Genomic DNA, 14,255 nt, shown 5'->3' with positions numbered 1-14,255 from the left:
CGAGGATCCGTACCCACGAGCGCGTAAATCGAAACCCTTCGAACTGGAATCACGGTCGCCTCGGAAGATCGGCCCACACCACAGTACCTCCGTGCGCCCTGTCCACGCCCCAGCGATCGGACAGCCGCGCGACCAGGACCAGGCCATATCCCCGCTGTGGACGGGAGACCTTGCGCAGCGGCGGGTGGGCGCGGGCATCGTGCGCGATCTCGACGCGGAACCTGGACTTCTCCACGACCACGCGCAGGAACGACGGTTCCGAGGTGTAGCGGTAGGCGTTGCTGACGAGTTCGTTGACCACCAACAGCACGTCGGCGACGCAGTCGGTGTTCTCGCCCATCAGCTCCAGGCGCACCCAGCGCCGGACGGTCGCGAGTGACGGCCGCTGCCTGCCCAGTGGGAGGTGTGCCGCCTCGCCCGTCCTCGCTGCCTGGTCGCGCGCCAAACCGCTCCTCGGTCAGTTGATCAGTTCGGGGGCGGGTTACCCGATTGCATCGGCCGCCAAACCAACGAGTTCACAAGCTTGAACTCCGGTTAATCTGATCACGCCGCCGCAACTCCAGGGGGAACCGCGTGCTCAGATCCTTGTCGCCCGTGCTGGTTGCACTGGCGGTGATGTATTCGGCGCAGCAGCTGCTCACACCGATCTTCGCGCCGCTGTCCAACGATCTCAACCTCACCGCGACCCAGCTGGGGCTCGTGCTCACGATCGCCTCCGTGGCGTTCACCCTGGCGAGCCCGCTCTGGGGACTGGCTCTCGACGCCATCGGGCTGCGTGCCGTGCTGATCGCCGGGCTCGTCCTGTGCGTGGCCGGGCTGGCCGGGTTCGCCGCGGCGGTGACGTTCGGCCTCGACGAAACGCTGACGCCCGGCCTCGCGTTCACGTTCATGCTGGTGTTCCGCAGCTTCCTGTTGAGTGCCGGGCTCGCGGTGCTGCCGGTCGCCGCGCTCGCCGTCGCGGGCACCGTCACGGTGGGCGAAGGGGAACGCACTCGAGCCGTCGGCCTGGTCGGTGCGGCGCAAGGACTTTCCGCCGTGATCGGACCGCCGGTCGGTGGCGCGCTCGCGGTGGTGTCGCTGATGTTGCCGCTGTACCTCGCGCCGGTGATCGCTCTGCTGCTCGCGGTCGTGGTCCTCCTCGTCTTCAAGCCGCCCGTCGAACGTCCGCAGCAGACGGTCCAAACGCGGCCGTGGGAGCTGTTGCCCGCCTTCGGCGTCGGGTTCCTGATGTACCTGTCGTTCGGACTTGCGCAGGTCGTCGTCGCGTTGCTGGTCAGGGAACGGCTGGAGTTCACCACCTCTTCGTTCGCTGTCGGCGGCGTGCTGCTCGTCTCCGCCCTCGGGCTCGTCATGACGCAGGGCGTGGTCGTGCCGCTGGTGAAGTGGCCTGCCGCCCGGTTGATGCGCACCGGTGCGCCGATCGCGATGGCCGGCTACGCGGTTCTGGCGGTTGCGACGTCGTTGTGGCTGGCGGCGGTGGCGTTCCTGGTGGTGGCGGTCGGACTCGGCCTGGCGGTCTCCGGGTTCGCCGCGGCGGCCTCGCTCGGCGTCGGACCGAAGCGCCAAGGCCTGGTGGCCGGACTGGTCAACGCCACTTACGGGCTGACGTTCATCATCGGGCCGATGCTGAGCACCCTGCTGTACGACTTCGAACAGGTCGCGCCGGTGATCGCCGCCGGAGTGGCCGCCGCACTCGCGTGCGCGTTGTCGCTGGTTCAACTCACGCCACGGGTCCCGCAACCGGTGGCGTGACCGCGGCTCAACCGGTCGGCCGCGGTGCGAGGATCTGGCCAGGTTCGAGCTGGAACGCCCGGCGCAGCTCGCACAACGCGTAGTGCGAGCGGGACTTCACCGTCCCGGTCGGCACGCCCAGACACACAGCAGCCTCGGTGTACGTGCGGCCGTTGTAGTAGAGCTCGGTGAGCACGCGCCGGTGTTCATAGGACAGTGACGCGAGCACGGTTCCCATCACCAACGAGTCGACGACGTGCTGCGCGTGATCCGGTATCGGTTCCGGTTCGTGCTCGCCGGTCTCGTGCGGCCGCACCGTCCTGGCCCGTGCCCTGTCGATGACGACGTTGCGCGCCACCGTGATCAGCCAGCCGCGAGCGGACGACCCGTCGGCGAACGATTCGGGATGCCGCCACGCCCGCAGGAAGGTCTCCTGCACCACGTCCTCGGCGGCCGCGCGGTCTCCGGTCAGCCGGGTCGCGTAGTTCAGCAGACTGTGGTGGTGGTCCTCGTAGAGCACGTGGAGGAAGTCGTGCATGCCGGTCAGTGAAATCGGCACCCTGCCGGGAGGCAACGACCCTGTCCAATCCGATAAGGAATCCCTTACCGCATGCGGGCCATTACTCTGCGCACGTGAGGCGTTACTTCAGCATGCTCGTGCTGGCACTGCTCGCCGCGACGGCCGTGGCCGTCCCCGCGCAGGCCCACGCCGAGCTCAAGAGCAGCAGTCCGGCGTCCGGCGCGGCACTCGACACCCCGCCCCAGCAGATCGAGCTGACGTTCAGCGGCGTCATCAGCCTGCCCGACGGCGACGCGGTCACCATCACGGGACCCGACGGCGCCAAGTGGCCGGTCACCCAGGCGCACGCCGTCGACAAGACGATCACCGCGACGGTCGACTCCGCCGCGGCCAAGGCGGGTGCGCACACGCTTGCGTGGCGCGCGCAGTCCGACGACGGTGACGTCATCACGGGCACGTTCACCTTCACGATGAACGTCGCGGCGCAGACGTCGTCCGAAGCCCCGACCTCCTCCGTGACGATGAGCGCGCCGGTGTCCAACGCTCCCCCGTCGACCACGTCATCGGAGTCCGGTGGCGTTCCCGCCTGGTTGTGGATCGTGGTCGTGCTGATCGTGCTCGTCGGCGTGATCCTGCTGGTCCGCCGCCGCAAGACCTAGCCGCTTGCGCAGGAGGTCGCGTTCGGCGGGGTGCTCAGCCCGTTCGAGCGCGGCCTCCAGCGCCGCGACCGGGTCTCTGCCGAGCCGCGTCAACAGATCCGCACGGACGGCGTGGAACAGGTGGTAGCGGTCGAGTTCGAGCGCGTCGACCTCGTGCAGCGCCTTCTCCGGACCCTCGACCTCCGCGACCGCGACCGCGCGATGCAGTGCCACGACCGGGCTCGGCGTGATCGCCATCAGCTGGTCGTAGAGCGCCACGACCTGGTGCCAGTCGGTCGGCGGATCGCTGTGCACGGCGTTGATCGCGGCCTGGATCTGGTACGGGCCCGGCTGGTTCCAGCGCAGGCAGCGGCGCACGATGTCCTGGCCCTCGGCGATCAGGCCCGCGTCCCACTCCGACCTGTCCTGGTGTTCGAGCAGGACGATCTCGCCGTCGCGCAGCCGTGCCCGCCGGCGTGACGCGACGAGCAGCATCAACGCCAGCAGCCCCCACACCTCGGGCTCGTCCGGCATGAGCCCCGCCAGCACCCGGCCGAGCCTGATCGCCTCCGCCTCGAGGGACTCCCTGTCCAGGTAGCCCTCGTTGAAGATCAGGTAGACGACGGCGAGCACCGCCTTGAGGCGTCCTGGCAGGTCGGCGTCGCGCGGCACCCGGTACGGGATGCGGGCCGCGCGGATCTTGCCCTTCGCCCGCACGATCCGTTGCGCCATCGTGGGTTCCGGCACCAGGAACGCCCTGGCGATCTCCGCCGTCGTCAGGCCGCCGAGGAGTTTCAACGTCAACGCGACCTGGGCCTGCAGCGCCAGCGACGGGTGGCAGCACGTGAAGATCAGCCGCAGCCGGTCGTCGGGCACGTCTCCCACCTCCTCGTCCGGCTCGTGTTGAAGCAGTGCGGCCTGCACGTGCTTCTCGTGCCCCTTGGTCTCGCGGCGCAGCCTGTCGATCGCACGGTTGCGGGCGGTCGTGATGATCCAGCCGGCCGGAGCCGGCGGCACGCCTTTGACCGGCCACTGCTCGGCGGCCGTGGTGAAGGCGTCCTGCACCGCCTCCTCGGCGAGGTCGATGTCGCCGAGAACGCGGGTCAGGACGGACACCGCGCGGCCGTACTCCGCGCGGAAGATCTCCTCGATCATCAGAACGCGATCGGCCTGACCTCGATCGACAACGGGCTGAGCACGGTCGCGAGCCTGCGTCCCCACTCCAGCGCCTCGTCCAGATCAGCGGCCTGGATGACCGTGAAACCGCCGATGTGCTCCTTGCCCTCCACGAACGGGCCGTCGGTCATCAGCACGTCGTCGTCCTTGGCCCGCAGCACGGTCGCGGTCGACGGCGGGTGCAGACCGACCGCGAACACCCAGGCGCCCGAGGTCTGCATCTCCTCGTTGAGCTTCCCCAGGTTCTCCATGATCGGGTCGAGCACCTCGGGCGGAGGGACCTCTCCGTCGGGCTGGTAGATGCTGAGCAGGTACTTCTGCGTCATGGTGGTCTCCTTTCGCCCCTTGTACGAACGCGGGCCGCCGGAATCGACAACCATGGCGACATGATCCCGTCGATCCATCCGCTCGACGACTCGGCCGCGAGCCTGGCGCGGGGAACCGCGAAAAGGGTGCGGTGAACCCACCACCCGTCCGCCGCCGAGTGGTGGGTTCGGTTCACCGAGGTCAGCTGGGCACGGGCACGCAGTCGTGCATCGAGACGAGTTGACGCCGCATGCGTTCCCGCAGCAGATCGATCACCTCGGTGACCGTGTTCGCCTCCGCGTACGCCTGCACCTCGACCCACTTCAGGTCGAGCCTGGCGTGCGCGTGGATCACGGACTTGTCCGAAGTCAGGTTGACCCACGCGAAGTCGACACGGTCCGGGGCGTACCGGTCCAGCGAGCCGATTCGCGCTGACGCGTAGTCCCTGGCCTGCTCCGGAATGGCGTCCGCGAGCGAGACCTGGATGTAGTCCATCGACACCTGCCTCCTCAAGGCCACGCGGCATCGCAACGTGGCCGGTCCGACGATACGAATCCGATCGCAACGCCGAACCAGGCGTTGGTCCCGACAGCGCAGGGTCTTTCTCCTGAGATGATGGTGCGGCTGGGGGACCTGGTGATCTCACTGGACCAATGCGGAGACCTTCTGGTCGAGCTGTTCTTCGCTGGGAGCGCCGGTGAGCAGTTCCACCGAGCCGTCAGTGCGCACGAACGCGAACGTGGGCTGAGCGGTCACGCCGAACCGCTTCCACACCGAACCGTCGAGGTCCGCCAGGTGCGGAAACCCGGTCATCTCGTGGTCGGACACGAACTTCTTCATCGCGTCGAGCTGGTCCTCCGCCGCGACACCGACGAACTGAACCTTGTTGTGGCGCTTGGCGATCTCCGCGACGGTCTTCGCCTCGGCGTTGCACGACGGGCACCAGGGCGTCCAGAACCACAGCACGGCAGGCTGGCCGACGAGCTTGTCACCGCGGAACTCCGCGCCCTCCAGGGTTTTCGCGGTGAACTGGAACTTCTCAGGTGGCGGCGCCTTCTCCGCACATCCCGTGAGCAGCAGCACCATTCCGAGCAGCACTCCGAGGAAGCGCATGGGCTCCTCACCTCCTGTCTGTGCGTACGGCCTTGCGCCTCCTCCGGTTCAGCCACCAAACGCCGGCGACCGAAAGCTGAGCGCCGATCGCTTACGTGACTGATCTATCCGACACACCTTGTGGCTTCCCGATTACGCGCGGTATGGTCTAGACCTTCAACCGCCGCCGCGATGTAACTGCACGCAAGCACATCAAGGCAAAGGAAGTCACATGAAGAATCGACCCAGGCTTGCTGCCGCTCTGGCAGGCGTTCTGGCGGCACCGTTGGTCCTCGTGGCTCTCCCCACCGGTACTGCGTTCGCGCACGGCTATGTGTCTTCGCCTGCCAGCCGTCAGGCGCAATGTGCCAGTGGCGCTGTCAGGGACTGCGGGGCCATCCAGTACGAACCGCAGTCCGTCGAGGGCCCGAAGGGCCTGCGCAACTGCCACGCAAACCTGTCGCAGTTCGCCGTGCTCAACAACGACAGCAAGGGGTGGAAGGTCGCGAACGTCGGCCGCACGGTGAAGTTCAACTGGACGTTCACGGCACGCCACCGCACTCGTGACTACGAGTACTTCGTCGACGGCCGCAAGGTCGCGACGTTCAGCGGCAACAACCAGCAGCCTCCGGCCACCGTCTCGCACAGCGTGAACCTGGGGTCGGCCGGCCGGCACAAGGTGCTCGCCATCTGGAACATCGGCGACACCCCGATGGCGTTCTACTCCTGCATCGACGTCAACGCGAGCTGATCACCGATCGGTGCGCGAGTTCCCCTTCCGCTCACGCACCACCTGCTCGACGTCGAACGGCATGAGGTTCAACGGCGGGCCCGACAACGGTTTGCGCAGTGCGTCGAGGATCTTCGCGTTCATCTCCCCGATGATCGCGCGCGCCTCGTCGTCGGTCGTGGCCGCCAGGGCACGGGCCTTGGCGGTCTCGGCCTGCTTGCGCAGCACCAGGGAAGGGGGCAACCCTGCATTGCCCTCTTCCTCCCGCACCTTCTTCTTGATCCACCAGTCTTCTTCGAGCGGCTCGCCCGCTCCCGGCAACGGCTTGCCCGCGCTCGGCAGGCCGTCGAACTCTCCGCGTTCCTGGGCTTCGCGGATCTGCTTGTCGATCCACGACTCGAAGTCCATGCCCGGCGGTTTGCGTTGCGTCATGGGGAGAACCTCCTGACTGCGGCTTGAATCGCCTCGACGAACGCGGGGCTGCCCTTGTGGCCGGCGTCGTCCACGAGGGTCAGCTCGGCGTCCGGCCACGCCTGTGCCAACGCATGGGCCGTGTCCGCCGGACAGCTCATGTCACGACGGCCGTGGATCAGCGCGGCCGGGATGCCCGCGAGCTTGCCGGCGTCGCGCAGCAACGAGCCGTCCTCGACGAAACCCAGGTTCGCGTAGTAGTGCGCGATGATCCGCGCGAGCGCGATTATGTCGTCGGACGCCCGATCGCCGAACACGGTCGCCTTGCCGAAGCTCTCCAGCGACAGCACGGTGTCCTCCCACCGGCACCACTCGAGCGCGGCCTGCTCCCGCACGGCGCGGTCCGGGTTCTCCATCAGGTCCGCATACGCGCGCACGACGTCCGGCGCGTCGCCGACGTGCGCGCTGAACCGCTCCCAGGCCTCCGGGAAGAACCGGGAAACGCCCTTGTAGAGCCAATCCAGCTCACGGGCGGACGAGAGGGTGACCGCGATCAGGATCATCTCGGTGACGCGTTCGGGGTGACGTTGCGCGTAGGCGATGCCGAGCGTGACACCCCAGGATCCGCCGTACACCAGCCACTTCTCGATGCCGAGGTGCTCGCGGAGCTTCTCCATGTCGGCGATCAGGTGGTCGGTCGTGTTGAGACCCATGTCCACGGCGGGGTCGCTCGCGTGCGGCGTGCTCTGACCGCAGCCGCGCTGGTGAAAGATCACCAGCTTGAACTTCTCGGGGTCGAGGGCCTTGCGGGCGCCCTTCGCCGGGCCGCCCGGACCTCCGTGGAGGAACACGGCAGGCTTGCCGTCCGGGTTGCCGACGACTTCCCAGTAGATCTGGTTGCCGTCCCCGACGTCGAGCATGCCGTGTTCGTAAGGCTCCATGATCTTCAGCGTAGCTAGATCCTCACCAGTTTCCAGGTCAACCCGGCGTCGTCGGACCGGTAGACCTCGGCGAACTCCTGACCGGGTCCGCCGCGCACCAGCGTGGCGTGCCGCGGGTCGGAGAACGCCAGGTCCTCGAACGGCGGCCCGCCGAGCGTGAGCAGCGTGTCCCACTTCTCGCCGGGACCGCGGTGGACGAACGACCAGTCACGTCCGGTCGCGGCCACGAGTGCCGCCTCAGGAGAGATCGCGAAGCCGGTCGTGATGCCCTCACGCGGCGGCACGCTGACAACTTTGAAGGGCCCGCCGTCAGACCTGAGCAGCTCCTTCGTCATGTTCCCGAAGCCGGGATCGAAGCTGCACAACGCATAACGGTCGGTGCCGACCGTGCCGAGCCGCGTGGCCGCGAAGACCGTGCACGGCGCGGGTTCCTCCAGCCAGCCAGACGGAGACCGCGTCCAGTACCGGTTCTCCTCACCGAACCTCGACAGCGAAACCTGGCCTTCCGCGATGTCGCCGAACGCCTGGCCCTTCACCTCGATCCCCGGCACCGGCTGCCACGAGCCGAACCACAGCTCGCGGTGGAACAACCTGCTGGACGTTCCGTCGTAGATCACCGCGAGGAACCCTGAGCTGTCGAACCCCAGTGCCCCAACGGTTCCCTTGATTCCCGACGGTTCCCAGCGCGTGCCGCCGTTGCTGGTGACGAAGAGCTGCTCGCCATCGGTCACCATGCCCGCGGCGTCGTTCGCGAAGACCACCCGCAACCGATCCGTCTCCGGCACGGACAGCGCCGGCGTCTTCACGCGAGTCCACGACGTCCCGCCGTCGAGCGTGCGGACGAGCTGCGGGCACTTCGCGGTCTGGCACAGGGTGTCCAGGCCCAGCACCCAGCCGCGGTCAGCGGACACCCAGGACGTCGACGCGGGCACGACCCCGGTACCGGCGTGCGCGACCGAAGTGGTCAATCCCGTCAACAACAGTGAAATCACAAGAACAGCAATGCGTTTCCCCCACATCGCCTTCTCCCCTCAAGAGGCTGATTCCCACTCAACACCTCTTGCCCGTGAAGCGGCAACCACCCAGACCGCCACCAGCACACCCGCGCCACCGCTGAGGATGAACGTCAGCTCAGGCCCGACGGCGTCCAGCAGCAGACCACCGCCGATGTACGAAACCGCCGCGGCCACACCGATTCCGCCGTAGAAGTTGCCGAACACCCTGCCTGTTCGATCGCCGGGCACGAGCCGCTGGATCAACGTGCTGTGCGCGACGTCCATCGCCGCGATGCCGATCCCGCGCACGGTCTGCAGCGCGAACGCCGACGCGACACCCCACGCGAGACCGGTGAACAGGTTGCCGGCGCTGCTGATCACGAAACCGGTGACGAGCAACGTGACCATGCTCAGCCTGGCCGATCCCCTGGCCAGCAAGGCGTAGCCGGCGAGCAGACCGATGCCCACGGCACCGAGGACCACTCCGGCCACGCTCTCGGACTCGCCGAACACGACCATGGTCAGCTGCAGCAGCGCCACGTCGTCGATCGCGGTGCACGCGACGACACCGCAGAAGCCGAGGAAGACGATCCGCAGCGCCCGGTTGCGCCAGATCTCGCTCAGGCCGGCTTTCACGTCGGTGAACAAGGTCTCCCCCTGCTCCGACGGCACGATCAGCTTCGGCAGCCGCAGCAACAACAACGCCGACAGACCGAACGAAACGGCGTCCACGAGCAGCACGCCTCGGGTGTCCATGAACTGCAGGAGCGCGGCGGCGAGGAACGGCCCGATCACGTCGGCGCTGTTGGAACCCAGGCCCATCACGGTGTTCGCCTGTCCGAGGTCCTTCCGCGCGACCAGGCTCGGCACGGCCGCCCGCGAGGCCGGGATGAAGATCTGACCGATCACGGCTCGCACACCGACGAGCACGAGCAGGATCGGCAACGGCGGCAGGGTGAACGCGATGACCGCCAGCAGCACGCCCTGCGCGACCTCGCAGACGATCATGACGGTGCGCCGGTCGAACCTGTCGCTGATGACCCCGGTCAGCGGACTGAGCAGCGACGGCGCGAAGTCGCCGACCAGCAGCAGCGCGGCCACCGCGATGGCCTTCCCCAGGATCGACTGCACGTGCACCATCAGCGTGACCAGGCTGAGCGCGTCCCCCACAACAGAAACGACCCGTGCGGTGCCGAGCACGCGCAACGGGCCGTTCTCCTTCAGAAGCGTCAGCACTCGCTCATCGTGCCAACACCTGTTCGAGCTGGTCAGCCAATTTATTCATGATCTTGGCGTAGGAGGCGTAGCTCAGCGGGGCCACCGCGTTCCACTCCACGAACCGGTTGGCCTGCACGGCGGGCAATGCCTGGAAGACCGGGTGGCCCTCCTTCATCTTCTCCGGGCCGAGCACGTGCTGGCGGGTGTCCCACATGATCACGTGCTCTTTGTAGGTGCCGGAGTTCTCCCACGACAGCGACTGGAAGTAGCCGCCACCCTCGGTGTCTGGCTTGTCCGGCGTGAGCAGCGGCAGGCCGAGCTCCTTCGAGTACCAGTCGAGGTCGGGGTTGCGGGCCGGCACCGCGACGTAGAAGAGCTTCGGGTCCGCGCCGACGACCTGGATCTTCTGGTTCGCCGCCTTCATCTTCGCGCCGATGGCCTTGAGCCGGTCCGCTGCCTTGGTGAACGCCTCCTCGTCGGCCTTCACCTTGGCCGACTCGACGTCACCGCCGAGCGCCTTGGCGAGCTCGCGGAAGCGCTTGACGCCGTCCGGCAGCTGGATCTTGGACTGTCCGATGCCGACGGTCGGCGCGACCTTGAGCACCTTCTCCTCGAACTCGGCTGTGAGGTGCCAGAGCCCGGTGACCTCGGGGTAGTGGCCCGCGACGACCAGGTCGGCGTTCAGCGCGGCGAACTTCTCGAAGTCGATCTCACCGTAGCCGGGGCCGGTGACGTCGGTGACCTGGCTCGGGTCGATGCTGCCGGCCTCGGGGTCGGTGCTGCCGTCCGCGCGCTTGAGCGGGCCGAACGTGCCGACCACGTTGACGCCGAAGTCCTTGAGCGCACCCGCGGCGGACACCTGCGCGACGACGCGCTCCGGCCGCTTCGGCGCGGTGACCTCCTTGCCGCGATCGTCCTTGAACGACCACTGGCCCTGTTGCTCCGTGGGAGCGTTCCCGCCACACCCGGCCACTAGGCCGAGCAGCAGAACCGCGGCGACTGTCCTGCGCACCTGTCCACCTCCTGAGTTTAGCCTTACCTAACCTATCAAGAGGGCGTTGAGGAAGTTGGCGTCCCATGTCGATTCCGAGGCCGTTCCTTCGACGAGGTAGTAGAGGCAAAGTTCCGGATCGGAGGGTCGTCATGATCGCCACGCTCATCGCAACACTGGTCGAGGAAGACCACGCGGAGAACAACGGCGTTCTGGCGCCTGACGACCGCCTGACCTGCCACGTGCACGGCAGGTGGATCCACCAGTGCGTCTCGTCGCCCGTGCACGTCAACCCGGTCACGCGACACCGCTGGTGCCGCGGCTGCGACGCCGAGCTCGGCGTGGCGGTCGACGAGCTCTCCGGTGATGTCGCGATGCGCTGCCCCCGCTGTGGGCGCGGGGGCAGCGCCGCCACCGCCCGGCTGATCGCCGCGTGCCGTGCCTCGATCGAGGCACACCGGGCGGCCTGATCGCTGAACCCTGTCGACTGTTCGGCCGTACGCCTCCTCAGAAGTTGTTTCCGACTCTCTGAGGAGGCCGCGTGCCCGGCCGACGTGCTGCAAGGACCACCGCTCTGGCCGCCGTAGTCGCCGCGACGGTGGTGTCGATGCCTTCGGCGCACGCCCAGCCCGCCGACGACGCGCTGAAGGCCTACACCGACCTGACGCGGGAGGCGGAGAAGCTCAGCCAGGACCACCTCAAGGCCCAGAGCGACCTGTCCAGGGCGAAGGCGATCGTGGTCGCCGCCACCGAGGCGGAGAAGAAGGCGCTGGCCGAGTCCGAGCAGTATCGCGGCCAGGTCGACGTGCTGACCACCGCGTCGTTCGAGGGCGCCAGGCTCAACAACCTGTCAGCGTTTCTGACGTCGACGTCCCAGCAGGACTTCCTGGAGCGGATGGAGGCGATGAACATCATCGCCGCCGACCAGAACGACGCGGTATCGCGGATGAACGCCACGCTGGCCGCCGCGAAGAAGGCGAGCACCGACGCGACCACCGCGGCAACCGCCGCGGAGAAGTTCGCCGCGGACGTCTCCACGCGCAAGGTCGCCATGGACCAGCAGGTGACGGTCGCGCGGACCAAGTACCAGTCGCTGTCCGCGCCGCAGAAGCAGACTTTGGCGGCTCCCGGTCCCAAGGTCTCCGTGTCGGTACCGGCGGGCGCGGCCGGGGTGGCGCTGAACTTCGCGCTGGGCGAGCAGGGCAAGCCGTACGTGTTCGGCTCGAACGGGCCCAACTCGTGGGACTGCTCGTCGCTGATGCAGGCCGCCTACCGGGCAGCAGGGGTGTCCATTCCTCGTGTCACCTACGACCAGGCGAAGGTCGGCCGCGGAGTGGGTCGCGGCGAGGTCGCGCCGGGCGATCTCATCATCTACTACTCAGGTCAGTCGCACGTGGCCATGGCCGTGGACGGCACCCGCGCGGTGCACGCGTCCACTGAGGGCGTGCCGGTGAAAATCGCCAACATCGACTCGATCGGACCCATTTCGGTGATTCGCCGGGTGGTCGGGTGACGCTTCTCTCCCACCCCGCGATAAACCGACGTAGGCGACCGTGAGAGCGTGCTGGCCGGTGAACTGTTGGGGACCCGGTGGTGGACGAACACAAGGTCGTTCCGTAACCTGTCCGAGACCTTCGGCCCAGCAGTTAACCCACTCGGGGCACACGCCAAGGTTGCCGCCTTACCCGCAGTAGTTCTCGCGGGGCGGCTGCCAGGACAAAGGAGGACCCGCGACGTGTTGTCGCACCCCTCACGCCGCACCGTGCGTGGAGCGTTCGTGGCGACCGCAGCGGTCGTCGCAGCAGCTCTCCCCACGGCCCCGGCCACCGCACAGCCTTCTGCCGCTGACGCGCTCGCGAAGTACAACGAGCTCTCCGAGAAGGCTTCCAAGCTCAACCAGGACCACCTCAAGGCCCAGGACGACCTGAAGGCCAAGCAGGGGGAACTGGACAAGGCCAAGGGTGACCTCGCGGTCGCCCAGAAGGCCGAAGAGTCCCTCCGCGGACAGGTCGACGTCCTCACCGAGGCCACCTACTCGGGCGCGCGTTTCAACCAGATCTCCGCGCTGCTCGTGAGCGACTCGCAGCAGGACTTCCTCAACCGCATGTCGGCCATCAACATCCTCGCGGCCGACAACGCCGAGGCGCTGAAGAACCTCACCGACGCCGTCAACGCGGCCGACGCCGCGACGAAGTCGGCGAACGACGCCACCGAGGCGTCGAAGAAGCTGCTCGGAGAGGTCGAGCAGAAGAAGGCCGACCTCGACAAGCAGCTCAAAGAGGCCAAGGCCCAGTACGACTCGCTGAGCGCCTCCACGAGGAACGCGCTGAAGAACGCCGGCGACATGTCGAACATCTCGGTCCCGCCCGGCACCGCCGGCAAGGCCGTGCAGTTCGCTCTCGACCAGCGCGGCGAGCCCTACGTCTACGGCTCCAACGGCCCGGACTCCTGGGACTGCTCGTCGCTGATCCAGAAGGCCTACGCCTTCGCGGGCGTGTCGATCGGCCGCACCAGCTACGCCCAGGCCGCCGCGGGCCGCTCCGTCAGCCGTGGCGAGGTCAAGGCCGGCGACATCATCGTCTACTACTCCAGCCAGTCCCACGTGGCCCTGGCGATCGACAACGTGCGTGCCGTCCACGCCTCCACCGAGGGCGTGCCGGTGAAGATCGCCGACATCAACTCGATCGGCCCGATCAGCGCCATCCGTCGCGTCGAGGGCTGACGTCGCTCGTGAAGCGCCCCCTTCCCGGCCTCCGGTCCGGGGAGGGGGCGTTCTGCTTCACCCGTTCTGCTTCACCGGTCTTGCTTCACCCCGGGGTCAGGTGGGCTGATCCTGGCGGGCGATGGCGAAGGCCGGGTTGCCCTCGGAGTCCTGACGCACGTCGAGGACCTTGTCCTCGAGGTACTGGGCGGCAGCCGGTTCCATGATGACCTTGGCGCCCGCGGGGGCCGCCACCACCTCGTCACCGTCGACGGGTTCGCTCAGCGACAGTTCGAGGGCCGCCTGGCTGTTCTGTTCGGCGGCCAGAGCAAAGCGCAGGCCGACGTCGTCGGTGGTGCCATCCGACTGTGACGTCAGCTCGTTGATGACCTCAGCAGCCATCGGCGTCACTTCCAGCATGTCGGCCCCTTCAGCAGGAAACAAGAAACTCGTTCCGTGTTCCCAGCCTGAGCCGAGTTCAACCACCGATCATCAAAGTCGCAGGTAATTGGCCTCATGCAACGCGATGGGCCGGGCGTGTCACCTCATTTCGGACGTGGCCGCACGTCGAGCACACGCGCTGCACGGGGATCAGTTCGGCGACCAGGCGCCACGAGTCGGCGAACGACGGTGCCTGCACGCCGGGCACCAGCAGGCTGTCGAGCACCTCCTGGCGGCGGCGGCCCTTCTCGCGGCTGCGTTCGACCGGGTCGCGGCGGTGAGCCAGGGCGCGCGACTCCGCCCGTGCGCGCTCGCCCCTCGGACGTCAGACCGGGCGTGGCGCGAGGCGCGTGCAAAAGCGGCG

General features: G+C 67.7%; 19 protein-coding genes. 7 read left to right on the top strand and 12 right to left on the bottom strand.

Features of this window, described 5'->3' with window-relative positions; all coding sequences use genetic code 11:
- Positions 1–49 precede the first annotated feature (49 nt).
- Entirely contained in the window at positions 50–445 is a 396-nt protein-coding gene (locus FXN61_RS11205; protein WP_167972936.1) for an ATP-binding protein, read from the bottom strand.
- Between the two features lie 149 nt (positions 446–594).
- Between FXN61_RS11205 and FXN61_RS11200 the strand changes: the two genes are divergently transcribed.
- Positions 595–1,752: an MFS transporter gene (locus FXN61_RS11200; protein WP_167972933.1), complete on the top strand. Its 1,158-nt coding sequence runs from the start codon at positions 595–597 to the stop codon at positions 1,750–1,752.
- 7 nt (positions 1,753–1,759) lie between these two features.
- On the opposite strand, the gene FXN61_RS11195 is transcribed toward FXN61_RS11200, so the two are convergent.
- On the bottom strand, positions 1,760–2,269 hold the full coding sequence (locus FXN61_RS11195; protein WP_167972930.1) for a sigma-70 family RNA polymerase sigma factor: 510 nt from the start codon (positions 2,267–2,269) through the stop codon (positions 1,760–1,762).
- A 95-nt stretch (positions 2,270–2,364) separates the two neighbouring features.
- On the opposite strand from FXN61_RS11195, the gene FXN61_RS11190 reads away from it, so the two are divergent.
- On the top strand, positions 2,365–2,910 hold the full coding sequence (locus tag FXN61_RS11190) for a copper resistance CopC family protein (RefSeq protein WP_167972927.1): 546 nt from the start codon (positions 2,365–2,367) through the stop codon (positions 2,908–2,910).
- Here FXN61_RS11190 and FXN61_RS11185 read toward each other — a convergent pair.
- The 4 genes from FXN61_RS11185 to FXN61_RS11170 all read right to left on the bottom strand — a co-directional run bounded on the left by FXN61_RS11185 (position 2,812) and on the right by FXN61_RS11170 (position 5,484).
- On the bottom strand, positions 2,812–4,044 hold the full coding sequence (locus FXN61_RS11185) for an RNA polymerase sigma factor (protein WP_167972925.1): 1,233 nt from the start codon (positions 4,042–4,044) through the stop codon (positions 2,812–2,814). The two genes, FXN61_RS11190 and FXN61_RS11185, sit on opposite strands and share 99 nt — an antisense overlap.
- Positions 4,044–4,391, bottom strand: a complete 348-nt coding sequence (locus FXN61_RS11180; RefSeq protein WP_167972922.1) for a YciI family protein — start codon at positions 4,389–4,391, stop codon at positions 4,044–4,046. The genes FXN61_RS11185 and FXN61_RS11180 overlap by 1 nt, the downstream gene beginning before the upstream one ends.
- 181 nt (positions 4,392–4,572) lie before the next feature.
- Positions 4,573–4,866, bottom strand: coding sequence for an HPF/RaiA family ribosome-associated protein (locus FXN61_RS11175; RefSeq protein WP_167972920.1), 294 nt, complete (start codon positions 4,864–4,866; stop codon positions 4,573–4,575).
- Positions 4,867–5,013: 147 nt separating this feature from the next.
- A complete protein-coding gene (locus FXN61_RS11170) occupies positions 5,014–5,484 on the bottom strand; it encodes a redoxin domain-containing protein (protein WP_167972917.1) in 471 nt (156 codons plus the stop codon).
- Between the two features lie 211 nt (positions 5,485–5,695).
- On the opposite strand from FXN61_RS11170, the gene FXN61_RS11165 reads away from it, so the two are divergent.
- Positions 5,696–6,214 carry a lytic polysaccharide monooxygenase auxiliary activity family 9 protein gene (locus tag FXN61_RS11165; RefSeq protein WP_167972915.1) on the top strand — a complete coding sequence of 173 codons (519 nt, stop codon included), beginning with the start codon at positions 5,696–5,698 and terminating at the stop codon, positions 6,212–6,214.
- Here FXN61_RS11165 and FXN61_RS11160 read toward each other — a convergent pair whose 3' ends face one another.
- Genes FXN61_RS11160 through FXN61_RS11140 form a run of 5 tightly spaced genes read right to left on the bottom strand, consistent with a single transcriptional unit; the run spans position 6,215 to position 10,770 of the window.
- Positions 6,215–6,625 carry a DnaJ family domain-containing protein gene (locus tag FXN61_RS11160; protein ID WP_167972913.1) on the bottom strand — a complete coding sequence of 137 codons (411 nt, stop codon included), beginning with the start codon at positions 6,623–6,625 and terminating at the stop codon, positions 6,215–6,217.
- Positions 6,622–7,545: a prolyl aminopeptidase gene (pip, locus tag FXN61_RS11155; RefSeq protein ID WP_167972911.1), complete on the bottom strand. Its 924-nt coding sequence runs from the start codon at positions 7,543–7,545 to the stop codon at positions 6,622–6,624. The genes FXN61_RS11160 and pip overlap by 4 nt, the downstream gene beginning before the upstream one ends.
- Positions 7,546–7,559: 14 nt before the next feature.
- The gene (locus FXN61_RS11150) at positions 7,560–8,525 is read right to left on the bottom strand and encodes a hypothetical protein (protein ID WP_167972909.1); all 966 of its coding nucleotides are present in this window, start codon (positions 8,523–8,525) and stop codon (positions 7,560–7,562) included.
- A 51-nt stretch (positions 8,526–8,576) separates the two neighbouring features.
- Positions 8,577–9,776 (bottom strand): MFS transporter, encoded by a 1,200-nt coding sequence (locus FXN61_RS11145; RefSeq protein WP_167972907.1) that lies wholly within the window; start codon positions 9,774–9,776, stop codon positions 8,577–8,579.
- A 4-nt stretch (positions 9,777–9,780) separates the two neighbouring features.
- A complete protein-coding gene (locus FXN61_RS11140) occupies positions 9,781–10,770 on the bottom strand; it encodes an ABC transporter substrate-binding protein (RefSeq protein WP_167972905.1) in 990 nt (329 codons plus the stop codon).
- A gap of 131 nt (positions 10,771–10,901) precedes the next feature.
- Here FXN61_RS11140 and FXN61_RS11135 point away from each other — a divergent pair, with 131 nt between their 5' ends.
- The 3 genes from FXN61_RS11135 to FXN61_RS11125 all read left to right on the top strand — a co-directional run bounded on the left by FXN61_RS11135 (position 10,902) and on the right by FXN61_RS11125 (position 13,471).
- Complete coding sequence (locus tag FXN61_RS11135) at positions 10,902–11,219, top strand: hypothetical protein (protein WP_167972904.1); 318 nt, start codon at positions 10,902–10,904, stop codon at positions 11,217–11,219.
- Between the two features lie 71 nt (positions 11,220–11,290).
- Entirely contained in the window at positions 11,291–12,262 is a 972-nt protein-coding gene (locus FXN61_RS11130; protein ID WP_312877650.1) for a C40 family peptidase, read from the top strand.
- A gap of 264 nt (positions 12,263–12,526) precedes the next feature.
- Positions 12,527–13,471: a C40 family peptidase gene (locus tag FXN61_RS11125; protein WP_312877649.1), complete on the top strand. Its 945-nt coding sequence runs from the start codon at positions 12,527–12,529 to the stop codon at positions 13,469–13,471.
- 96 nt (positions 13,472–13,567) lie between these two features.
- Here FXN61_RS11125 and FXN61_RS11120 read toward each other — a convergent pair whose 3' ends face one another.
- The gene (locus FXN61_RS11120) at positions 13,568–13,936 is read right to left on the bottom strand and encodes an iron-sulfur cluster biosynthesis protein (protein ID WP_312877648.1); all 369 of its coding nucleotides are present in this window, start codon (positions 13,934–13,936) and stop codon (positions 13,568–13,570) included.
- 70 nt (positions 13,937–14,006) lie between these two features.
- Between FXN61_RS11120 and FXN61_RS50650 the strand changes: the two genes are divergently transcribed.
- A partial coding sequence (locus FXN61_RS50650) for a hypothetical protein (RefSeq protein WP_223165398.1) occupies positions 14,007–14,255 on the top strand: 249 nt, incomplete at its 3' end.

The organism is Lentzea indica, from assembly GCF_012184385.1.
GTDB lineage: Bacteria > Actinomycetota > Actinomycetes > Mycobacteriales > Pseudonocardiaceae > Lentzea > Lentzea indica.
The sequence above is the reverse complement of the archived record's forward strand: the minus strand, read 5'-3'. Positions and strand labels throughout refer to the sequence as shown.